The following is a 21693-nucleotide window of genomic DNA, read 5'->3' on the forward strand; positions in this document are numbered from 1 at the left end:
CTTCTGGGAATCCTAAAGATAGGCTCTTGGTTTGGGGTCTAAAGAACTGGATCTGGGGTCAGCCGCCTTCTCTATCTTGAGGTCAGTTTACGGATCACTCTTGTGCCGATCATAATAACGATATCCCCATTCTCCATTCCAGAACCAAGTCTATGACGGTGTCTAAAAGCCCCGAAGAAAAAAAGCGGGAGGAGCAGCGCATGCAGGATGTATTAGTCCTGCTGCAACATTTAACTGAAAATGAAGAAACCACGATCAAGCTGATGATTGAGTGCCTTTACGAGGTAGGGGCCGTTAACTTCATTAACAAGAAAGTTCAAAACGACTCCATCAACCAATTCGCTAAAACCCTGGCGGGGATGTCGAAGCCCATCGCTAAACGCTATGGCTATTACTGGTTCAAGAAAAATTGTCCTGAATTAATCGTCAATTGGCTCAAGCGAAAGGTCGCGTTTCCTGCCCCACAAGCCAAAGCCATTCAACAACAAGAGGCAGCCTCTCAAGTTGAAGTCGCTCCAGTTTCGACAGAAACCCCATCTCCAGATCATCCATCTTCTAGCAGTCAATCAGATGAGCCTTCTACCTTAAAAGAATCAACCCCATCGGTAGAAACGGCTCACCCCCACCAAGCGGAAACACCTGATCAATCCACAGCTCCCACGAATAGTGCAACAAGCTGGCAGGACGACCAGCATCAGGTGATGGCCTCTTCTGTTGATGGTTTACAGGCTGAATCACAACGCGCTCAGGAGAATGCCGCTGATCCACTGCCATCTATTTCACCCACTAACGGAACGCTGACGACGCAAGACAAGGAAACTGAAACAACCAGCGCCTTTATAGAGACAGTCAAAGCTGCCACTTCCAGCAAACCTGAGGCCGTCTTAGAGAATCCACCCTCATCCGCAGAGTTGCCAACTTCCAAACAAACCGAGACTGCACCCAAGCAAAAAGCACAAGACATCAGTCAACCGAGTCGCGGAAAAGCGCAAAACAAGGTTCTGATGAAGTCGTTCAAAGTTACGACTTTGCCAACGCCGATGGAGCAAAAGGCCACGCAAATTCGCCGACTCAAAACTCAAAACAAGGTTTTGATGGGCTCCTTAGCAGGCACGATTCTGGTGGGTGGATTAGCGATCTGGCAATTACATACTACACAGCAAAGTGCCTTACAGCTTCACCAATCCACCCCCTCATCCATTGTGCCGGCGAGTCAATCCGTAGAGTAAGAACTACTGATAGCTGTCCAACCATGGCTGCACATCAATGGCTAGCTTGCGACCCAACTGGAGCAACTGACGCATTTGCACCATCGATAATGGCTGCTCCTGAGATAGCGTCTGATCGTTGCTGTTTTGCTCTCGCAATTGAGCCTGGGTGATGGCTTGACTGTGATTCAAAAGGGTCATCTGCTCTTGCAGACAACGGAGATAGAGTTCTTGAGCCCGATCGAGATGAATATCAAGCTGGAGTTGATGGACCAGATTAAGCAAGGTTTGTAGACGCTGAATCCGATGGGGAGATAAGTCCACATCTACGTGATGGAACAGTTGCCAGAGCAGACGGAGAATTAAATCTTCGAGTAAGGGATAGGCGGCATCCAATTTGAGGCGACATCCAGCTTGCTCAGCTTCAGTTGCGATCGCAGCCAGTTCTGCCAAATCACTGGCACCCACCTGGGAGGTTTCCAGGTCTGGATCGCTCATCTCCTTCTCCAAGCTTTTAAGGGTATTTAAGGCACGATGGTTGAGAGCAACTTGAGCGGCTGTCAGCAATTCGGGGGGCACTTCCAGGTCATCGTATTGGAAGGCCATTAAAACCCCATAGTTATCTCGATAGACCTGGGTATAGAGCTGGTTGAGACGACTTAAGGTCTCTTGGGACAGAAGAGAAATAATCCGATGGCGCTCTTCTGGCAAGAGGTCATGGAGGCCATAGTGCTGATGACCAAAGGTCTCTGAGATGGCCAACACGATATTAGTGGCACTAGCCTGTTGCAAGGTATTAAACAGCTTGGCTTTCATCTCGCAATAATGCTTGCGACCACTAAACAGCTGGACCCCACAGTGAAAGTCCCAACCGCCCAGGTGAAGCACGCAGAATACCAGATGTTCCGATTCAGAAGTGACATTGGAGGTCAGTTGCAGCTGGCCAATGGCTAGGGAAAGGGAGCCTAAACGCTGAATTTGATAATCTATCTGCTCGGCTTGGTAGGAAAAGTAAGGATGTTGAGGGGGATAGGGATTGAACAGAGAGGTGATGGCATAGTGGGCGGCAACGGCCTGGACATCGATTTGAGAGGGAATTACCAATTGCTGGTACACACCCGCTCCCGTCTCGAATAGAGCGACATTACTAGGGGCCAAAGCCAAGCGCTGGATAAACTCAGGCTCTAGGCTGATCCCTGCAACATCCGCAGCTAAGTCAACTGCACGGGCTGCATATCGGAGAATTTGTACCCCCTCGGGCCTTGAGAGTTCGGCAAAGAACCAACCACAACTCGTATACATCAACAAGCTATGACGCTGAATCTCTAATAAGCGCAAGGCATCAACCCGTTCATCTGCTGTCAGTTCATGATTTTGATGGGCATTGAGAAAGGCTTGAATGGGATCGGCTGCAGAGGAATCGATCTGCACTTGCCGAGGGAACTGGCCCATAATCTCGATATAGCGATTTCGAGTTTCCCAGGGATCTTGGAACAGCAGCCCCCCAATTTCTTGGTAGATATCGCTGAGTTGATCCCGCAGCCAATCTAAAGCGTCCCGTAAGGGGCGTCGCCATTTTTGATGCCAGAGGCTGCCTTCCCCGCCACATCCACAGTCGTCTTGCCAACGATCAACCCCATGACCACAGCTCCAAGCAGTCACCGGCTTCAACTGCACTTCCCAAGTGGGAGGATGCAGGCTGAGGTAATGGGCATAGTTGGTCACCGTCCATCCCAGTTGGGGGAAGGTCTCGTGAAACGCATAGGCGATCGCTTTTTCCGTATCGCGTTTGTGGTGACCAAAGGTCTCGCCATCAGTCGCAATCGAAATTAGCTGAGACGGCTTGCGATCGCAGCGTACTGCCTGCCCTAATCGATTGGCCAAATTCTGGGAGCTACTCAGGACTGCGTTAAAACCAATATCCCGAGAGATGGGGCCATCGTAAAAGAAAATATCGATATAGCGTTCACGATCAGGCAGATAACAGCGATAGGGCCGGGTCGGATCAATTTGTGCACCTCCAACTTCTTCCCAAGTAGGGTGGGTGTCAGTATCCGTATCGCCAGCCATACCTGGTATCAACCGGCAGCGTTGGGCTTGGGATGGGGCCAGAATAATAAAGCGAATCCCTTCCTCAATCAGCACTTCAATTGTGGCCATATCGACGGCAGCTTCCGCTAGCCACATGCCTTCGGGGTCGCGGCCAAATCGAGATTGAAAATCTGCTTTGCCCCAGCGCACTTGGGTGACTTTGTCCTGGCGATTGGCCAAGGGCATGATGATGTGGTTGTAGACTTGTGCGATCCCATTACCGTGACCTTGGAGTCGCTCACAGCTCCTGCGATCGGCTTCAATAATACGCTGGTAAACCTCCGAATCATAGGTCTCCAACCAGCTCATCAAGGTTGGGCCGATATTGAAGCTGAGATATTCGAAATTATTGACAATATTGATGACTTCGCCCTGGTCATTAAAAATGCGCGCAAAGGCATTGGGGCGATAGCATTCGTGATAAATTCGCTCATTCCAATCATGAAACGGGGCCGCACTCGATTGCCGTTCGATGGTGCCCAAGTAAGGATTTTCCCGAGGAGGCTGATAAAAATGACCATGTAAGGTCACATAAACGCCCTCAGCCTGCTCTAGTGGACTAGTGGGTGAACGTAAGGGAGTAGAGACCTTAAAAGTCGACTGTTCCTGATCAGTATTCTCAGGAATATAAGAGGTTGTATTCATATCAAAAAAACCGCCATGGATGAAGAGATTTAGCGTTGATGCGGAATCATTAAGCGCTCGCTTAAAGCTTGATTTCAAACTCGAACATCCAGATCAGTTTGAATAGTGAGGATGCAGCGAAGCCACAAAAGAATAAATGAATGAGTCCTTTATGTAGTGAAGCCGGACGTAGTAATTGAATGAGGGCCTATGGAGGCAAAGAACCTGCTAACCTGTCTGTGGCTATAACCTAGGCGATCCCTTTTGGGAATAGGGGAAATCGCAAGATATCTTAAGAGTTTATTCGGGCATTATGGGTAAAGTCTTCATATTTCCTATGGGATCAGCCCAATTCACACCGAAATGCCCCTGATAACCGCCCATTAATCTGAGGCAAATCTAGATTTTCCCAAATTGATTTTGATGTACTTGTAAACCCAACTCATCTGCAATTGTGACTCTCAAAAATCGTATTTTTATTGTCTTACTGCTGTTTATCCCTGTCTCGATTGCAGCAGATCTCCTGGAGTGGGGACCGCTCCCTCTATTTGCGACATCAGCGCTCGCTATTGTGCCTTTAGCTGCATGGATGGGCACAGCAACGGAAGAGATTGCTGTGGTCATTGGTCCCTCCGCCGGTGGACTGCTCAATGCCACCTTTGGTAATGCTACGGAACTAATTATTGCTTTTATCGCCCTCCAAGCCGGTTTGGTAGAGGTGGTCAAAGCCAGTATTACCGGTTCCATTTTGGGTAACCTCCTTCTCGTGATGGGGCTGTCCATGCTGCTGGGCGGACTGCGATTTAAAGAGCAAACCTTTCAGCCCGTTGTGGCTCGCGTGAATGCCTCATCCATGAACTTAGCGGTCATTGCAATTTTGTTGCCCACCGCCATCAAGTTCTCCGCCGAAGGCATCGAGAGTCAGGTTCTCCAGAACCTTTCCATTGCCGTTGCCATCGTGTTGATTGGAGTTTATGGTTTAACGCTTCTGTTCTCCATGAAAACCCACACCTATCTGTTTGACGTGGGAGTGGCTGGCATGGAATCAGAAGAAGAGCCCCATGAAGAAGGCTCAGGTAATTTGCGATTATGGATTGGTGTTTTACTCGCAGCAACCCTAGCGGTTGCCGTTGAATCTGAATTTTTAGTGGGCAGTTTAGAAGCAGCCACTGAGCAACTTGGGTTGACGCCCTTGTTTACAGGGGTGATTTTACTCCCCATTATTGGTAATGCCGCAGAGCATGCCACCGCCGTCACCGTGGCCATGAAAGACAAGATGGACTTATCTGTTTCTGTTGCCGTCGGCTCCAGTATGCAGATTGCCCTGTTTGTTGCCCCAGCCTTAGTCCTGGCAGGCTGGGTAATTGGTCAGCCCATGGACTTAGACTTTAACCCCTTTGAATTGGTCGCTGTTGCCGTATCAGTCCTGATTGCCAATTCGATTAGCTCAGATGGTCAGTCCAACTGGTTAGAAGGGACGCTGCTCCTCGCCACCTATGCAGTGTTAGGATTAGCCTTTTATTTTCATCCTCTGACGTGATCAGCCCTTAAGAATCTGGCGTCACTACATATTCAGACTCAATAGGCTCTAGCCGCCCTGATTGAACCAGCGCCTGGTAAATCATGGCGGCGACTTCTGCCCGAGTAGCATTGGCCTCTGGCTTCAATAGTCCCGGCTCAGGATGACTCACCACAATATTTTCTTGGGTCGAAGCGGCAATTTTTCCTTTTGACCAATCGGGGAGCTGGCTCTGATCTTGGAACTGCTGCAGGCTAGTTTCTGGGGAAGTAGGAATGTCCAGTTCTAACCCACTGACCAGAGCCACTAATACTTCATATCTGGGCACAAGCTTATCCGGCTGAAAATCTCCTTCCGGATATCCGCTCATAAATTTCTTATCGACCGCGTCTTCAATGGCGCCTGCAGCCCAATAATCTGATGCAATATCAGAAAAGGTTAGAGCACGCTGGCCGGGCTCATTGACAAACGCACGTTGAATTTGAGCGGCCAGTTCAGCCCGCGTCACCGGCTTATCGGGCTGGAACTTGCCATCCGGGTAATCCGGAATAATCCCCTGGGCATGCAGCTTGGTGATAAAAGGATAAGCCCAATGATCCTCAGGAACATCAGAAATATCAAGCTGCGAGGGAATGACACCCGGTGCATCTAGGCCGCCAATCGCTTCTGTAGGGCTTTGCCGAACAGCTGCTGTTTGACTAGTTGGAGCCTGTCCAGGCGTATTCCCTGTCTCACCGGTACTCGGAGCATCTTCACTAGCAAAAGGAGCACTGGCAATAGGTGAGTCACCTGCTGATTCACCGGATGGGCTATTGGCCGATGGGTTCGGGTTCAGCGGCGAAGAAGAGACTGATGGAGCGGAAGGTGGTGTTAGAGAGGGGTCTTGCTGATTGCCAGTCACCCCCAAATAGGTAATGGTGCCTAACGTTGACAGAGCGACCAATAAACCAACAACCTGAACACGGTTAAGGGGTAATTTACCGCTTAACGCACCTAAATCGCCTGCATTTGCCCCAGTAGAAGGACCTGAACCCACAGCCACTGGCTCTGGTGCTGGCACAGGATCTGGTACCGGAGTTGAGGGAACCTCGGGTTCACCATCACTTTCTACGGCGGGTATAGACTCAAGGCCCTCCGCTTCAGGCGCAGAAACGCTCTCGCCTGTCATCTCTCCTAACGGAGGAATCACAGCAGGAATATCAGCTGCAGGGGCATCTGGATCAACCAGATCAGTGGGGGCAGCCCCTACGTCACTTGTCGGCACATCTCCCATATCAGAACTGATAAACCCTGGGCTGGCTGCTAAAGGTGTTGCATCGCTATCTGGGGAAGCTTCTGTATCGATGGGGAGTGGTGACTCTGCCACTGGTAGATTTTCACCGATTGGCAACGACGCATCTTCTGGTAAGGAGACATCTTCACCCACCGTTAATGGTTGATCTTCTGGTGTTGGCAGTTCTTCTATCTCAGGTTCCACTGCTGGTATGTCAGCACTAACCGGCACATCAGCCACAACATCAGGAATCAGGGCATCCACAGGAGGAATATTTGGCCCTGAGACATCGGTCGTTTCTGGGGTCGAAATCTCTGATATGGGATCTTCAGCACCAGCAGGCTCAAGATCATCCATCCACGGATCAGGTAACGAACTCTCTTCTGGCGTGGACTCTAAGGGTATAGGTTCTTCAACAGGTTCGTTGATGGTTGGAGCATCAGGGGGCTGAATCAGAGTTGGCTCTTCAATCTCTGCACTCAGCGGGGTAATCAGCGATTGTTCGTCAGCAGCTGGTTCAGACCAAGGATCGGAGAGGGTATCTCCAGCACTGGTCGATGCTGCTATATCAGGAAGATTGGGGTCTGATGATTCATCGACTACAGGAGTCAAATCGACAGGTGGCTCTACGGGAGGGGGCGCAAACGGATCGGACAAAATATCAGATGAATCGGTTGGTGCTGCTGATATATCTGGAAGACTGGGGTCTGGCAGCTCACCTCCCTCAGGAGTTAAATTCCCAGGTAAATCCAAGTCACCCAGGACAGGAGAGCTGGAGTCTGATGACGTCTCTGACCAGGCATCTAGGGGCTGAGTACCTTCGTCTTCACCTACTAACGGCATATTAGTCGGATCAACGGATTCTAAACTATCGCCAATTCCACTCAACTCTTCTATTGGAGGCGTTTCTACATCTGGCCCCATTTGAATAAGCGTCGTATCGCCAAGGGTTGTTCCCAGCTCTTCCGTAGGAGGCGGAGGTTCCGTGGATTCCTCTGACCAAGAGTCTAAATCTGGTAGAGAGGCAGGCTCATCATTGGCAGGGGTATCTCCTAACAATTCTGACAACGAATCAAACAACTCGTCAGAAATAGGGCCAGAATCGGCACTGGGAGCATTACTAGGATCCGAGCCAGGTTCTGAAGAAGGGACTCCACCTGATTCAGAGTTCGGATCGTTAGGATTAACCATAATATTGAGCCATTTTTAGGGTTTAATCTTTGGCAACCATCCTACAGGGGTACTGAAGGTGCGATCGCACCTCCGCACATTCTTTTTAGAATTCATGGACACAAACTGTCAGTTTGTAAAGTCATTTGTGAACATTAAAAAAACGAGTGTTGGAGTGAGTAATTAGCGTATTAGTCTTGACGATTCAACTCAGTCACTCATTTAATAATCATCATTGCGAGAATAATCCTTAAGGATTAACCGAAGTATGCGTTTGTTTCTGCCCTTCAAAGTACAACTTCATCTTTTAGTCTTAACCCTCTTTTTATCGACGCTAAGTAGTTGTGCTGAACGCGAAACGCAGTCTCAAACGTCCGCCCCCCCTTCGCAATCCACTGCCGAAAAGACGGAATCTTCATTATCCAGTCAGGATGCAGCCAGTTGGTCTATCATCTTGACCGATCCAGAAGAGTCGCCTCAAACATCTTCACCGTCGTCTATTGGTGCGCCCGATTCATCTCCTCAGGCTCCTGCATCCCCAAGTCGTCTGAAGCCAGGAAAAACAGGTCAACCTCAAAAAACAAAACCTCAAGGCCAGGCAGCCCCTAAACGCAACACCCGCAAACAAAAAGTTGCGTTTTCTCGCACCCCCTATGCCGTTATTGATGAAGCTAAAAAGGATCAATTCAACGTCACAGGAGAGCAAATTTTTAGCAACAGCACGCTACCCAATCATCAAGTTGATTTCAATGAAGCGGATTTATTAGCCGTTCTGATCAATGTCAAAACGTACTTCGAATCCCACAGTCAAAATGATTCAACGGCATTACGGGAAGGAATTTTAGGCACGGGTGGCGTCACGGTTCAAGATATTCAAGACACCTTGGCCTTTATGATCAATACCTTAGAGCAAGATATTGCACTCCAACGGCCATCCCGATTAAAAGATCCGAATTTTCTCAACACCCATTTCCAGGTCGTAAAATGGCAACCCTATAACCCACAACAGCCAGATCAAAATCAATTGCGAATTACTAAATATGCAGTTTTTGCCCATCAAGGATCTCGGACAAAAACTGCAGAGTTTGATACTCCTATTTACCAGCTCAAACCAGAGTATGCAGTTGATAAATTTTTCCAGAACTATTCGAAACAGGAAGTCCTCACAGGTATCTATGAAACCGGAGGCAAGGAACAGGGGAAAGTCACTCCTCTGGCCTACCTGACTCGGCAAGGATTGGAAGATGCCTTATTGCAAGGCACCATCTTGATCCGATTTGGCGATGGCTCATCGGCCTACTTCAATGTGGATCGCAACAATGGGATTGCCTATGTACGAGGGCAGCCCCAACGAGAACAAAAACGCTACTGGTACTTCAAGCAAGTGGATGCCATTAAGGGGTATGGTCCTAAAACTGCAAAAATCGCAGTGCGACCGGGCGTGACTTTTGCAGGTGACGTGCTCAATATTGGCCTAGGGAAAATCATCATGCTGGAGCACAATACGGGTGGGACTCAGCAGCTCAATATGGGGGTTCTGGCGGATACGGGTGGGGCATTTTTGCCTAATTTATATCAGCTCGATTTTCTAGCTGGCGTATTTCCAAGTCATGATCAGTTCAAGCAGCATATCAGTACCCTACCGGCCTATGCGAATGCCTATATTTTGATCAAGAAAAAGAGTTAGATGGTTACACTGTGGTCATTATGGCGCTGCTTTATTAAATGGGAATAAACAGTTACCTCAAAGCAGTCTCGATTTCAACGCTGGAAACCTTACAACAAAATCCGGATCTGACTGACTTATTTTTTGCTGCCCAGTGGTTACCAGAAGCCCCAGTTTGGAGGAAGTCTTATCTGCAGGGAGAATGGTCTGAGGAAACGAAGGAACGGGCGGTCCAACAGTTCTCAACATATTCTTCACTCAAGCAACCGTTCCTCGATGAGTGGGAATCTCCAGAGGCAGATCTCCACAAGTATTTTGTTGTCCTCACATTTCTGCTAGCAGGCTATGTGCCTGGCCATATCCTGCAGCCATGGGCAATTCCAGAACTCAGGAAGAATTCTGAGTTGATGCAACAATCCAAAAATCGAGATTTTGCGCCTTTCCTAATGTTTATGGACTCTCAGTGAGATGGGCTTCCTTTGGTCAATGCCTTGGGGGCCGGAAAGATTCTGAATCCCAATACGAGTAGTCACCGCTTAGTTCGTTATTTATCCACAGAGGAAGTAGGGAACATGTTAGATGGCTTGCTATTGCTTTCAGAACAAGTATTTCGAACACGTTATAAACGAGAATCTAGGAAGTCAGCCCCTGTTCTCCTTTTTGATCTTTCTGAAGCAGAAGAGCTGGATTGGCTAACCGATTATTTTCGGATTATAGAAAATTACTATAGCAACACCCTTCGTTCAGAAAAAGCCTTGCTGCTATACCTGTCTTAATTAAAAAATCTGGCAGCTCATCTCTTCTAGATACTGCCAAACTCGACAAAAATAATGGATTGAGATGCGGTTAAGCAGGTCTTTCTTCAATCACTTGGTCAATCAGACCATATTCTAAAGCCTCATGGGCAGACATAAAGAAGTCGCGATCCATGTCTTTTTCAATTTTTTCCAAGGGTTGCGCTGTTCTCGCGGCATAGATATCATTCAACTGCCGACGCACGCGAATGATTTCTTTCGCTTCGATTTCAATATCAGAAGCTTGTCCACGGGCTCCACCAGAGGGTTGGTGAATCATAATTCGGGAGTGGGGAAGCGCCAAACGCTTACCAGGAGAGCCCGCAGCCAGTAGAAACGAGCCCATAGACGCCGCTAGACCAACACAGATGGTCGCGACTTCTGACTTAATATGCTGCATGGTGTCATAAATAGCCAATCCAGCAGTCACTGAACCACCCGGCGAGTTGATATAGATGGAAATCGGCTTACTGGGATCTTCAGAATCCAAATACAGGAGAAAAGCCACAATTTGATTGGCTAGACCATCCGTTACTTCCTGACCAAGAAAAATGATTCTTTCTTGGCTCAAACGGGTATAAATATCCACCCAGCGTTCATAGGGACTGCCAGGAATACGGTAGGGAACACTAGGAACACCAATAGGCATAGTCGATAACTCTCTTTTTGCTACTACTCAGGTTGACTCATTTCTTAGACGGGCATTGGCGTGGGTAATTCTTTTTGGCTAGCCAACACGCGATCAATCAACCCATAGTCTTTGGCTTCTTCTGGAGACAGATAAAACATCCGGTCCATGTCTTTCGAAATCTTCTCGGCGGTTTGTCCGGTATTTTTCTGCAGAATGTCTAGCATTGTGGCTTTATTCGCAAGGACTTCCTGCGCTCTAATTTGAATATCAGAGGCTTGCCCTTGGGCACCGCTGCGGGCCTGGTTCAGAACGATGGTTGCATGGCCTAAGCTCGCTCGATATCCTTTGGTTCCTGCTGATAAGATCATTGCCGCAGTTCCCATGGCTTGGCCAATACAAATCGTGTGGACTGGGGGTTTGATGTATGACATGGTGTCGCAAATGGCAAAAGCTTCTGTTTCAAAGCCAATGGCATCGCCACCATACCAAGAGGTGCCTGTGGAATTGATGTAAAAGAAAATAGGTTTATCAGGATCGTCGAATTGCAAGAACAACAGTTGAGCAATAATCAACTCTGTGACATCAAAGCCAACCTGGCGTTTGATATCATCTGAGGAAAATAGGGGCATCCCCAAATACACAATCCGCTCTTTTAGCAATAGAGACTGTAAATCAGGGGGCGGGGTGCGGTAATAGGCATCGCCGCCGCCACCGTAAGGGGCTTGAACTGCTTGAATCCTGGACTCCATTGCCTGACAACTACCTAAAGGTGACAATACTGTTACACTGTAGCAATTTTCTGGCATTTGAATTGGGGGAAATACCGTACTCCCAGATTGTCACTAAAGCTCATCCACAATGGCTCAAGTAACAATGGCATCGCTACAGATTATGTTGAAACAACGTAATACAATCTAGTTCGAAAAAACCTAGAAAGGCTAGCATTCAGGAACAGTATATCCTCTGAGTGCTCAAGAACATTGGTATATCAGTCTTTCAGCAATACTCACTTCCCTACTATTATTTCGCTGACTACAGGGATGTAATTACCAATATCTTGTAGTATTATACTACAAAGCAATCTATTAGGCTTTCAGAGACGATTGTTTCTCTCCATATCGTTTTGATGAGTGCATCATGTCTAATCAATGGACCTCAGCAGAGCATGCCCGTGGTTATCTAGCTAGGGCAGATCATTTGCCCCACCGTACCGAAGGAGAAGCTGTTCTGTTGGAACATGTTCCACAGTCTGCCCAGAGAATCCTAGACTTGGGAACTGGAGATGGTCGCTTGTTGGCACTCCTAAAACTTGACCGTTCGGATGTGAACGGTGTGGCGATGGATTTTTCACCCATCATGCTTGAGGCGGTACAACAGCGATTTGCAGAGGATGCCAAAGTTAAAATTGTTGAGCACAATTTGGAGGCCCCATTGCCCCCATTAGGAACGTTTGACGGGGTGGTGTCCAGTTTTGCCATTCACCATCTTGCCCACCCCCGCAAACGCTCTCTCTACCAAGAAGTATTTGAGATCCTAGAGCCTGGAGGCATTTTCTGTAACTTAGAGCATGTTGCATCACCCACGGCCAAACTTCATAAGCAGTTTTTGCAAGCCCTTGACATTGCCTTAGAAGATGATGATCCTTCCAATCAACTGTTAGATGTCGAAACACAGCTCAGCTGGTTGAGAGAGATTGGCTTTGAAGATGTGGACTGTTACTGGAAGTGGCTAGAAATGGCCCTCCTGATTGGGGTGAAACCACTATGACCCAGCCAATTCAACGGGTAAGTTCGGGGGCCCCGTGGGAAGCCCAGGTGGGCTACTGTCGAGCCATGCAAGTGGGGGATCAAATTCACGTTTCTGGAACGGCCCCTGTGGATGCTCAAGGGCAGGTGGTTTCTGCCGATGGCTATACTCAAGCGCATCGATGCCTAGAGATTATCCAGGCTGCTTTACAAGATTTGGGAACAGATACCCATGCCGTTGTACGAACCCGTATGTTCGTCACCGATATTACGCAATGGCAGCAGTTCTCCCAGGCTCACCAGGAATTTTTTGGAGCCCATCCCCCCGTTACCACTATGGTGCAAGTCAGCGCATTAATTGATCCAGCCATGCTCATTGAAATTGAAGCAGATGCAGTGGTTCCAGCAGATAGCGCTGCCATACTAGACGCCCAGGATTGTCGTGACATGACCGATATTCGGGACGCAATTGATCACCTGGATGCCCAAGTTATTGCATTACTCGGTCAGCGATTTGAGTACGTTAAAGCAGCAGCAAAATTCAAAACTGATGCCCACAGTGTCCAAGCGCCTGAACGTCTCAAGAAGATGTTAGCGCAGCGTCGGCAATGGGCTGAGAATGCTGGTTTAGAGCCAGACGTTATCGAACAGCTGTATTGCAACTTGGTGCAATATTTTATTAATGCTGAACTCGATCATTGGCGTTCATCTCAATAGCGCTTAGTGTGATGTTCTGAGGTTTACCCAGCAACCGGACGCGCTTGAGCATGAGAAAGGTTCTGCAGGTGATTTTGGAACTGCCGTACCAACAGCACTATCACGCAAAGCTGAGCAACCAAACCGACTAGGGCACTGCTAATGACCATGGGTTCCGCAAAATCGCTGAAGGGATAGCCTAAGAAGGTCCAAATCATCATGGCGGCCGGAACCTGATCAGGCACGATGCTCACAATAGACAACATAATCGGTGGAACCAACATCCAGAGACCAAGCCCTCCCATGGTCCAGGTATAAGGGTTGCGAATTTTGAGGGCGAAAATCTGTTGGACAACAGCTGTATAAATCAGTAATACTCCAGTCATAGACAAAACAATGATGGCAGCAACGGTAGGAGTCTCTTTTTCAACCCCCACTAAGAGCATCCAGGGGACATAGAGAGCATTGATAATGATGAGATTGATTGCGATCGCAAGGATAGCCGGACTTTTATCGGCCCAAACTAAATCTCGCAAAATTCCCTGAGGGTGCTTTTGAAACCTCACCCAGTCGAGGAGAGAGGCTCGCTGAGGACATAGGGCTAACATGATCACGATCGTCAGACCTATGTTAAACGCGTAAAGGAGCCATGTACCTGCTTCTGCCGTTGACTCAGCAAAGTTCGCCTGATCGGACGTCACCACGAAGAAGCCCAACACCAATGGCTCTAGGAAAGCCACAATGGCATAACTTTGCCATTTACTCATAACGGTCGTATTGGGATTTCGAAATAAGCGGACCAGCATCAACCAAATCAGGGCCGTAGCTATGGCCAGGAAAGATAACGTAAACCAGTGAGAAAAAAATGCAGACTGATTGATCGTTTGCCCAAACCATTGAATCGGTGCGTTTTGATCTTCTCCCGCATAGGGATAAGGATTCCATTGAGCAGACCATTCACTAATTCCTAAAGGCCGCCAAGTCACGGCCATATTCCAGGTCATATAAAGGGGAGCCAGAAAGAAAAGCGTTAGCCCGGCAAACGCTACAGCCACTACAGATTGTTGCCCGACTGCAATCGTTCGAGAACTGCTGAGCAAGCCATACAGAATTGCCAGGCTGAATAGCGCAAAACATCCGGCTGCCAGGAGCAAATAATAACTGATTAAGAAAAAGATCGGCATTCCCGAATTCAGCCCAGCCATGATGTGCAACGGAATCGCCAGCCCAATGGCGAGGTACGGCAAGATCGGAACCCCTAGCATTTTGCCCAATAAAACTCCTCGACTGGGACGGGGGCTAAGCCGAATAAAATTGAGGGTGCCCCGTTTTTCTTCTTGATTGAGATCACTCACCAGGTAGTAGCTGCCTGCAGTAAACAGCGCAAACGGGAGAATCCAGATCATGGCTTCGGCTAAACCTGCCCAGCGTTCCAGAACGGATTTGTAAGTTTGCTGGGAGAACACTAGTCCTAACAGGGTTTGCCCCACTAAAGAGACCACAATTGTGGCGGCAATACTACGGGACTTGAGGCGACCTCGGAATTCTCGCAGAAGCTGGGGATTCCAGTTGCCGACTCGATTAAGAAAGGTGGATGTCATGACGCGACTAGAGAGTTATGAGGTTTGCCGATAGCCCATTTTAATAAAGATATCTTCTAGGCTCTCTTGAGTACGGTGGAAATCGATAATTGGGAAATTGTGGGAGATCAGCGATCTCAGCAACGCAACGATGTCATCATCCGTGCCCGAAAAGGTCACAGCAATTTGATGTTTATCAGGTAAGACTTTGCATTCATGGACAAATGCATGGTCCTGTAGAAAGGTTTCAACAGGCGCTAAATCTGTCACCGTAGAAATAATCAATTGCTGAGTCTGATCTCGGTTGTATAACGCCCGAAGCTCTGAGCTCTCCACCAGTTGCCCCATCTGCATAATGCCGATGGAGGTACAGAAGTCTTCCAAATCGCTGAGAATATGAGAAGAGATAAAAATGGTTAAGCCTTGCTGTTGTAAGGTCTTTAAGGTTTGACGGAATTGAACTCTAGCCACTGGATCTAACCCAGAAACAGGTTCATCTAACAACAATAAGGTGGGTTTATGAATAATCGTTCGAGCTAAGCTGAGGCGCTGCTTCATGCCTCGAGACAAGGTACTAATCGGGCTATGGCGCTTATTGTCCAGATCGACCAACGCCAACACTTCCTTCAACCTGTTGCTGAGGTCTGGTTCTTGCAGATAATACAGGCGGGCAAAATATTCCAGATAATCCCATACCAGCAAATCATCGTATAGAGGAAAATCATCCGGCAGGAAGCCAATCCGCCGCTTGATATCAGGATTAGGCTGGTTCTGAATAAGAGTCTGTCCAGCAATCGCAATACTTCCCAGGGTGGGTTCTTCAGCCGTCGCCAACATGCGAATCAGAGTGGTTTTGCCAGCGCCATTCGGCCCAATTAAGCCGTAAATTTCGCCTTGTTGAACTTGCAGATCGACTTGGTTAACAGCAATGCTGTCACCAAACTGTTTCGTCAGTTGCTGAGTGGCAATGACTGGAGGATGGGTCATTGATTCACTGACCTTTACGAGGATGAGAATAATGTCATGATGCCACCATCTTCGCGAATCGGATCTGAAACTTGAGTGATGTCAATCACGTCTATCGGCAAAGGAAAAGGACGCAAAGTTAATCACTAGCACATCCAAAACTTTTCAGTATATGAATATATGGAAGTGGACCTCCATACTGTTGATGCTCATGGTATTCGCCTTTCCATCACCGAGAATAATGTGGAAGTTGGGCGAGCATTTGTCTATTTCATGCACAATGATTTGCACGATCAACCTTTTGCCTTGATGGAAGATGTGTATGTCAATGAAGAGTTTAGAGGGAAGGGGTTAGGCTCCGACCTCGTCCGTCAGGTAATCCAGCTGGCCCAAGATGCCAATTGCTACAAACTCATCGCCACGAGTCGAGATTCTAGGCCCAAAGTTCACACCCTCTATCGACAGCTCGGATTTACCCAGCGGGGGCTCGAATTTCGTATGGATTTTTAAACGACATCCCGTCTGTCAGTACCCTTAACCCACGGTCGGCGCTGGGTAGAGGAGATTGTTCATTGGCTTCAGATTAGCCTGCTGCTGTAAGCGGTTGAGTAGTTTTACGAAATCTATAGGCAAAGGGGCTTGGACACTAATTTCTGTATGAAAAACGGGATGTTTCAGGCTTAAACGCCATGCATGTAAGACTTGTCCAGATAGATTTACCTTTAAGGATCGCCCTCGACTGTAGAGGGGGTCACCGACAATCGGCCAACCCATCTGAGCGCAATGAACTCGAATTTGATGCGTGCGTCCGGTTTCTAGCCGAAATTTAACCAATGCATAATTACCCAAAGGCTGGAGAATCTGCCAGTGGGTCACCGCTACTTTTCCCCCTTGTTCTTCAGGCACGACTGCCATTTTGATGCGATCTGATCGATGACGGCCAATGGGAAACTCCATTCGCCCTGTTAAGGCAGATGGACGGCCATAAACCAGGCCTACATATTCCCGTAGCGCTGTTTTGGCTGCAATCTGGGCTTGGAGATGTTGATGAGCTTGATTCGTTTTAGCCACCATAATAGCCCCGGTCGTGTCTTTATCCAGGCGATGCACAATTCCTGGACGCTCAACACCGCCAATACCAGAGAGGGTGGAGCCCTGACCATCTTGGCAATGAGCCAGCAAGCCATGCACAAGGGTACCTGTGGCATGACCAGGGGCAGGGTGGACTACGAGGCCTGCAGGTTTATTGACGATAAGGAGATGGTCATCTTCAAATAGGATCTCTAAATCCATCGGCTCGGGCTCTAGGGCTAAGGGCTGAGGCGCAGGGATGTGCACTTCGACCTGGTCACCGATTTGCAGGGCATATTTCTTAGAGGTGCAAATCTTATGATTGATTTGGACATGGCCCTGTTCAATCAGTTTCTGAATATGCGATCGCGACAATGAATCCACTTGGTTCGCCAGCCAGCGGTCTATTCTGGCAGCAGATCCCTCAACCGAAAATTCCAGTTTTTCCATGGGGATGAGCCTCAGTTAGAGGCGACGGCGAATATCTAAACCATGGGTATCGGTCCCACAGGTTTGCAGCAAGCTATGCTGGTCAGCCAGTCGCATCAGTGTTCGCGTTTGAGATGGACTCGGTTCCCACGGATCGTTATTCCCATAACAATAAAACGTTTCTATGCCATCAATGCCCGCTTGGACAGCTGCATTGACTAGCTCCTTTACAGAACGTCGATATCGGGCAGGATGAGCCAGAACAGCCAGTCCTCCGGCTGCATGCAGGGTATTAATCACTTGGTTGGCCTGGGCCTGATGTCCCGAGGGTGCTGAACCGACTAAATAAGGCTGCAATGCCCCGTGATGAGGATCAAAGCCATAGCCCAGGATATGAACCTGGGTCTCCAGCAACCGAGACGTAATTTCAATGCCGGTCCACAGATGAGGCAAGGATGATGCACTGTCCGGGGGCTGAGATTGCAAGAGTTCTAAAGCCCTCCAATAGCCACCCACACTATGATGGTCTGTGATCGCTAAGCTCGTGATACCCGTGTCAATGGCTTGTTGAACCAATTGCTGAGGCTCTAACCGCCCATCTGAATGGATTGTATGTAAGTGAAAGTTATAGGTATGGGGACAGCTTTCAGCCGTAATGGATTGAAAGATCGCTTTCAATCGGTCTTGATCGGTTTGAGGCGCCTTCGTAACAATCACTAAGCAATTACTAAATGCGATGCTCTTAGATTCCAACTATATCCCAAGATTTTTGAGATGTTTAGTCTCAAAACCAGCCAGAACCATTCAGCATCTAGGTTTATGCCGAAAATAAAAAAGTTTAGGCGTCCCCCACTTACACTTCTGAAGTAGGTGGTGCTTTGTAAATTGGCGTTAAGAAGGCAATTAAGAACCCCACCAAAAAGCCAGCGACATTTCTCAATATAGGCAGCCATTCTGTTGTCCGGGCAATCACAGGGCCAATGCCAAAGGAAAAGAAACAAATCCCCCATAGAGGAGAGAAAATCAACATCCACTGCCAAGCAAACACTTGATCAGGCTTGCGAGGATGAGCCGAAAAACCACAGATAATTCCACCGACTACAGAGGTGATTAGGGTAAAGATCCATTGCTCTTGGGGTAATCCTGGCACAACTCGACAGCCGCCTTGATTCAAGCAAGTCTTAACTGAGTTGATGGCTTGAATGATCGATTCATCTTCCCCGTTCTCCTGAACGAAGTACTGGTTACCGAACCGAGTCTGGAGCTCGACCCAGAATGTACGGGGGAGTAATTGATAAACCGAATCACCGACATTGAAATTGAGGATGTTGCCGCCACGTGAGTCCGCTACCAACAGCACACTTTTCTCATCTAGATTCCAAAAGTCTTTAACAGCACGTCCTGGCGTACGATCGTACTGGGTCAGAATTCTCAATTTCCAACCCGTATCCTGTTCAAAACTGTCTAGATCTTTATCTAGCTTGCTTTTTTGAGTGCTAGTCAGGGCCTGAGCGAGATCCACAATGGAGGTGGGTTCTGCAGGTAATAGTTCAGGTGCCTCAAAGGCTTGTGCGGGTGATGCGCTAAACCATACCCCTAAGCTCAGTATTAGACCGAGACAGGCAGTAAACACTCGACGAACAAGATTACGATTCATTAGAAATAATGTATTGGATGTCAAAAGGCATTAATTGGCAACTAATTAAGTCAATTTTTAACACTTATTCAAGATACTTATCATAATAATACGAATCTCGGGTCTTTGGCATAGTCACCAATGAGGTGGGTGCATGCCCTAACCTAGCTTAATAGGCAGGAATCAAGGATGACAAAGACTATAGGGTCAAAATATTGAAATTCGTATCTAACCTTAGTAAACAGTGCAAATTTGCATAGGTCCTGGGTATTCTATGCCGTATATCCTTGCCTGGGCATTTTGAGCGGTCCCTTGGCCATCAGGTCCAAAATTGACAGCTGTTACTCAGCATTTTTTCAGGTCTATCGGCGAGGATGTAGTGACGTTGAAACTTAATAGACTACAGAACAGTCTAGAGGTAGAGATGCTTATACAACTTGTTGCTTATTGGCAAAGATGGTCTGAGAAATGGCTGGTGAGGTCACAATGGCCCTAGTGAATACGGTTTACCGAATATTCAATTATCACCAAGCCTAAAAAAATCGCCTAGTATAGAAGGACAAACTCATACTGACTTCGTTTTTAATCTGCCATATCGATTATTAGCATCTTGCATCATTCACTATCTAATTTGAAGTTTGATAGTCTTCATGCCAACATCACCTTCTTAAAGGGGGTAGCTCAAGTCCATGTCCAATACCAAAACTAAGCAACAAGCTATCTCTGTGTCCCCGACAACAGATATGGTTCGTACCTATCTCCATGAGATCGGTCGAGTCCCGTTGTTGACCCATGAGGAAGAAATCGTTTTTGGTAAGCAAGTACAGGCCATGATGGCGCTTTTAGACTTGCAGAAAACTGTAATGGATGAATTAGGGCGTGAACCTTCCTTAGAGGAGTGGGCAGAGAAAGCCAATCTTAGTCCCTCACAGTTGGAGCTGTCCCTGCACCAAGGACAGCAAGCCAAGCAAAAAATGATTGAAGCCAACTTGAGGCTGGTCGTGTCCGTTGCCAAGAAGTACCAAAAGCGAAACCTAGAACTGCTAGACCTAATCCAAGAAGGCACCTTGGGATTAGAGCGCGGGGTTGAAAAGTTTGATCCAACCCGAGGCTATAAGTTTTCAACCTATGCCTACTGGTGGATTCGACAGGCGATCACCCGTGCGATCGCACAACAGGCTCGCACCATCCGACTGCCCATTCACATCACCGAAAAGCTCAACAAGATCAAGAAAGCTCAGCGTGAGCTATCGCAAAAGCTGGGGCGCAGTGCCACTCCTGCTGAAATTGCAGAAGCCTTAGAATTAGAGCCTAGCCAAATTCGAGATTATCTCACCATTGCTCGTCAGCCTATTTCCCTAGACCTGAGAGTGGGGGACAATCAGGACACTGAGTTGCGAGATCTACTGGAAGATGATGGGCAATCTCCTGAGCAGTTCACGACCACTGAGGCCCTGCGGGATGATGTAAATCAATTGCTCAAAGAGCTAACTCCCCAGCAACGGGATGTTCTAATGCTCCGGTTCGGCCTCAACAACGGTAAAGAGCTGTCTCTTGCCAAAGTCGGCCAACAATTAAGCCTCAGCCGCGAGCGCGTTCGTCAGCTAGAACGGCAAGCCCTAGACTATCTGCGCCGTCGCAAAGGCGAAGTGCGGGAGTATATCGCTAGCTAGTCTGCCTATTTCATTACTTACCCTAAAGCGCCAGTGCATCATCTGCATTGGCGCTTTACTGTATAAATCTGCCACTGGAGACAACACCAGGGGGACGCGGTAAATTAGTTCAGCCCCTGATCCTAGAGAGTTAACGCAAATGGCGGACTGGCTATATCAATATCCCCCTTTACTAGCAGGCACGTTGATCAAACGATATAAGCGTTTCCTAGCTGATATTGAACTCGATACGGGTGAAGTCGTTACCGCCCATTGTCCGAACACCGGGCCTATGACCGGGATGTGTGCCCCCCATAGCCGGGTGCAAATTTCTCAAAGTAATAACCCGAAGCGCAAATTAGCCTATACCTGGGAGATGATTGAGGTTTGTGACACCGAACCCACCTGGGTCGGGGTGAATACGCAAATCCCGAATCTAGTGGTCAAACAACTCCTTCAAAATCGTCTTTTGCCGACCTTAGGTGAGTATGATCAGGTCAAATCTGAGGTGCGTTATGGTCGAGAAAAAAGCCGTATTGATTTTTTGCTGACAGGCACCGCTCAGCCTGCCTATATCGAAGTTAAAAGTACGACTTGGGCCATCGAAAAACAGGCTTTATTCCCAGACACCGTTACGATCCGCGGCCAAAAACATATTCGAGAGTTGATATCGGTTTTACCTGCAGCCCAAGCTTACTTACTCTTCTTTATTAATCGGGCTGATTGCACAACATTTGCCCCGGGTGATCAGGCAGATCCAGAGTACGGAAAACTCCTCAGGGAAGCTGTGGCCACAGGGGTTGGGCTTTTACCCTGCCGCTTTGAGATTACCCCCGAAGGCATTCGCTATTTAGGGTTAGCAACGGTCGAAGAATCGTCTTTAACAAGATGAACCGTAGTTTTAAATTAGTATGAGTATATTTCGCTGTTTTTTCTCTCAGC

At 48.0% G+C, this 21693-nt stretch carries 19 protein-coding genes; 10 read left to right on the top strand and 9 right to left on the bottom strand.

The annotated features are described in order from the left end of the window. Positions 1–152: 152 nt before the first annotated feature. The gene (locus tag AM1_RS42120) at positions 153–1229 is read left to right on the top strand and encodes a hypothetical protein (protein ID WP_012162807.1); all 1077 of its coding nucleotides are present in this window, start codon (positions 153–155) and stop codon (positions 1227–1229) included. 3 nt (positions 1230–1232) lie between these two features. On the opposite strand, the gene AM1_RS10445 is transcribed toward AM1_RS42120, so the two are convergent. Further along, positions 1233–3944, bottom strand: coding sequence for a DUF3536 domain-containing protein (locus tag AM1_RS10445; protein ID WP_012162808.1), 2712 nt, complete (start codon positions 3942–3944; stop codon positions 1233–1235). A 433-nt stretch (positions 3945–4377) separates the two neighbouring features. Between AM1_RS10445 and cax the strand changes: the two genes are divergently transcribed. After that, the gene (cax, locus tag AM1_RS10450; RefSeq protein ID WP_012162809.1) at positions 4378–5463 is read left to right on the top strand and encodes a calcium/proton exchanger; all 1086 of its coding nucleotides are present in this window, start codon (positions 4378–4380) and stop codon (positions 5461–5463) included. 7 nt (positions 5464–5470) lie between these two features. Here cax and AM1_RS10455 read toward each other — a convergent pair whose 3' ends face one another. After that, complete coding sequence (locus AM1_RS10455; protein WP_012162810.1) at positions 5471–7906, bottom strand: S-layer homology domain-containing protein; 2436 nt, start codon at positions 7904–7906, stop codon at positions 5471–5473. 247 nt (positions 7907–8153) lie between these two features. Here AM1_RS10455 and AM1_RS10460 point away from each other — a divergent pair, with 247 nt between their 5' ends. From AM1_RS10460 to AM1_RS44430, 3 genes are read left to right on the top strand one after another with little or no spacing between them, the layout of a single operon-like run. Next, a complete protein-coding gene (locus AM1_RS10460) occupies positions 8154–9572 on the top strand; it encodes a murein transglycosylase A family protein (protein ID WP_012162811.1) in 1419 nt (472 codons plus the stop codon). A gap of 38 nt (positions 9573–9610) precedes the next feature. Further along, on the top strand, positions 9611–10018 hold the full coding sequence (locus AM1_RS10465) for a hypothetical protein (RefSeq protein WP_012162812.1): 408 nt from the start codon (positions 9611–9613) through the stop codon (positions 10016–10018). 12 nt (positions 10019–10030) lie between these two features. Further along, entirely contained in the window at positions 10031–10327 is a 297-nt protein-coding gene (locus tag AM1_RS44430) for a DUF1877 family protein (protein WP_041659627.1), read from the top strand. Between the two features lie 70 nt (positions 10328–10397). Here AM1_RS44430 and AM1_RS10475 read toward each other — a convergent pair whose 3' ends face one another. Next, a complete protein-coding gene (locus tag AM1_RS10475) occupies positions 10398–10994 on the bottom strand; it encodes an ATP-dependent Clp protease proteolytic subunit (protein ID WP_012162814.1) in 597 nt (198 codons plus the stop codon). 44 nt (positions 10995–11038) lie between these two features. Next, positions 11039–11725 carry an ATP-dependent Clp protease proteolytic subunit gene (locus AM1_RS10480; RefSeq protein WP_012162815.1) on the bottom strand — a complete coding sequence of 229 codons (687 nt, stop codon included), beginning with the start codon at positions 11723–11725 and terminating at the stop codon, positions 11039–11041. A gap of 388 nt (positions 11726–12113) precedes the next feature. Between AM1_RS10480 and AM1_RS10485 the strand changes: the two genes are divergently transcribed. Both AM1_RS10485 and AM1_RS10490 read left to right on the top strand, forming a co-directional pair. Beyond that, the gene (locus AM1_RS10485; RefSeq protein WP_012162816.1) at positions 12114–12743 is read left to right on the top strand and encodes a class I SAM-dependent methyltransferase; all 630 of its coding nucleotides are present in this window, start codon (positions 12114–12116) and stop codon (positions 12741–12743) included. Continuing rightward, a complete protein-coding gene (locus tag AM1_RS10490) occupies positions 12740–13438 on the top strand; it encodes an isochorismate lyase (protein WP_012162817.1) in 699 nt (232 codons plus the stop codon). Before AM1_RS10485 ends, AM1_RS10490 begins: the two co-directional genes overlap by 4 nt. Before the next feature lie 23 nt (positions 13439–13461). Here the strand turns inward: AM1_RS10490 and AM1_RS10495 are convergent, their stop codons facing one another. Further along, positions 13462–15018 carry a hypothetical protein gene (locus tag AM1_RS10495; RefSeq protein WP_012162818.1) on the bottom strand — a complete coding sequence of 519 codons (1557 nt, stop codon included), beginning with the start codon at positions 15016–15018 and terminating at the stop codon, positions 13462–13464. A gap of 15 nt (positions 15019–15033) precedes the next feature. Continuing rightward, complete coding sequence (locus AM1_RS10500) at positions 15034–15984, bottom strand: ABC transporter ATP-binding protein (RefSeq protein WP_012162819.1); 951 nt, start codon at positions 15982–15984, stop codon at positions 15034–15036. 159 nt (positions 15985–16143) lie between these two features. Here AM1_RS10500 and AM1_RS10505 point away from each other — a divergent pair, with 159 nt between their 5' ends. Continuing rightward, positions 16144–16473, top strand: a complete 330-nt coding sequence (locus tag AM1_RS10505) for a GNAT family N-acetyltransferase (RefSeq protein ID WP_012162820.1) — start codon at positions 16144–16146, stop codon at positions 16471–16473. 24 nt (positions 16474–16497) lie between these two features. Here AM1_RS10505 and AM1_RS10510 read toward each other — a convergent pair whose 3' ends face one another. The 3 genes from AM1_RS10510 to AM1_RS10520 all read right to left on the bottom strand — a co-directional run bounded on the left by AM1_RS10510 (position 16498) and on the right by AM1_RS10520 (position 19120). Continuing rightward, complete coding sequence (locus AM1_RS10510) at positions 16498–17484, bottom strand: RluA family pseudouridine synthase (protein ID WP_012162821.1); 987 nt, start codon at positions 17482–17484, stop codon at positions 16498–16500. A 15-nt stretch (positions 17485–17499) separates the two neighbouring features. Then, positions 17500–18180: a PHP domain-containing protein gene (locus tag AM1_RS10515; RefSeq protein WP_012162822.1), complete on the bottom strand. Its 681-nt coding sequence runs from the start codon at positions 18178–18180 to the stop codon at positions 17500–17502. A gap of 136 nt (positions 18181–18316) precedes the next feature. Next, on the bottom strand, positions 18317–19120 hold the full coding sequence (locus tag AM1_RS10520) for a TPM domain-containing protein (protein WP_012162823.1): 804 nt from the start codon (positions 19118–19120) through the stop codon (positions 18317–18319). A 668-nt stretch (positions 19121–19788) separates the two neighbouring features. Between AM1_RS10520 and AM1_RS10525 the strand changes: the two genes are divergently transcribed. Continuing rightward, positions 19789–20772, top strand: a complete 984-nt coding sequence (locus AM1_RS10525) for an RNA polymerase sigma factor, RpoD/SigA family (RefSeq protein ID WP_012162824.1) — start codon at positions 19789–19791, stop codon at positions 20770–20772. Between the two features lie 139 nt (positions 20773–20911). Beyond that, positions 20912–21643 carry a DNA/RNA nuclease SfsA gene (gene sfsA / locus AM1_RS10530; RefSeq protein WP_012162825.1) on the top strand — a complete coding sequence of 244 codons (732 nt, stop codon included), beginning with the start codon at positions 20912–20914 and terminating at the stop codon, positions 21641–21643. Positions 21644–21693: the final 50 nt, after the last annotated feature.

Origin of the sequence: Acaryochloris marina MBIC11017 (assembly GCF_000018105.1) — a bacterium.
In the GTDB taxonomy this organism is placed as follows: domain Bacteria; phylum Cyanobacteriota; class Cyanobacteriia; order Thermosynechococcales; family Thermosynechococcaceae; genus Acaryochloris; species Acaryochloris marina.

Bases quoted from the DNA above. Each gene is read 5' to 3' on its own strand.
- AM1_RS42120 (WP_012162807.1), top strand. From the start codon at position 153: ATGACGGTGTCTAAAAGCCCCGAAGAAAAAAAGCGGGAGGAGCAGCGC.
- AM1_RS10445 (WP_012162808.1), bottom strand. From the start codon at position 3,944: ATGAATACAACCTCTTATATTCCTGAGAATACTGATCAGGAACAGTCG.
- AM1_RS10455 (WP_012162810.1), bottom strand. From the start codon at position 7,906: ATGGTTAATCCTAACGATCCGAACTCTGAATCAGGTGGAGTCCCTTCT.
- AM1_RS10460 (WP_012162811.1), top strand. From the start codon at position 8,154: ATGCGTTTGTTTCTGCCCTTCAAAGTACAACTTCATCTTTTAGTCTTA.
- AM1_RS10465 (WP_012162812.1), top strand. From the start codon at position 9,611: ATGGGAATAAACAGTTACCTCAAAGCAGTCTCGATTTCAACGCTGGAA.
- AM1_RS10475 (WP_012162814.1), bottom strand. From the start codon at position 10,994: ATGCCTATTGGTGTTCCTAGTGTTCCCTACCGTATTCCTGGCAGTCCC.
- AM1_RS10480 (WP_012162815.1), bottom strand. From the start codon at position 11,725: ATGGAGTCCAGGATTCAAGCAGTTCAAGCCCCTTACGGTGGCGGCGGC.
- AM1_RS10485 (WP_012162816.1), top strand. From the start codon at position 12,114: ATGTCTAATCAATGGACCTCAGCAGAGCATGCCCGTGGTTATCTAGCT.
- AM1_RS10490 (WP_012162817.1), top strand. From the start codon at position 12,740: ATGACCCAGCCAATTCAACGGGTAAGTTCGGGGGCCCCGTGGGAAGCC.
- AM1_RS10495 (WP_012162818.1), bottom strand. From the start codon at position 15,018: ATGACATCCACCTTTCTTAATCGAGTCGGCAACTGGAATCCCCAGCTT.
- AM1_RS10500 (WP_012162819.1), bottom strand. From the start codon at position 15,984: ATGACCCATCCTCCAGTCATTGCCACTCAGCAACTGACGAAACAGTTT.
- AM1_RS10505 (WP_012162820.1), top strand. From the start codon at position 16,144: ATGGAAGTGGACCTCCATACTGTTGATGCTCATGGTATTCGCCTTTCC.
- AM1_RS10510 (WP_012162821.1), bottom strand. From the start codon at position 17,484: ATGGAAAAACTGGAATTTTCGGTTGAGGGATCTGCTGCCAGAATAGAC.
- AM1_RS10520 (WP_012162823.1), bottom strand. From the start codon at position 19,120: ATGAATCGTAATCTTGTTCGTCGAGTGTTTACTGCCTGTCTCGGTCTA.
- AM1_RS10525 (WP_012162824.1), top strand. From the start codon at position 19,789: ATGTCCAATACCAAAACTAAGCAACAAGCTATCTCTGTGTCCCCGACA.
- sfsA (WP_012162825.1), top strand. From the start codon at position 20,912: ATGGCGGACTGGCTATATCAATATCCCCCTTTACTAGCAGGCACGTTG.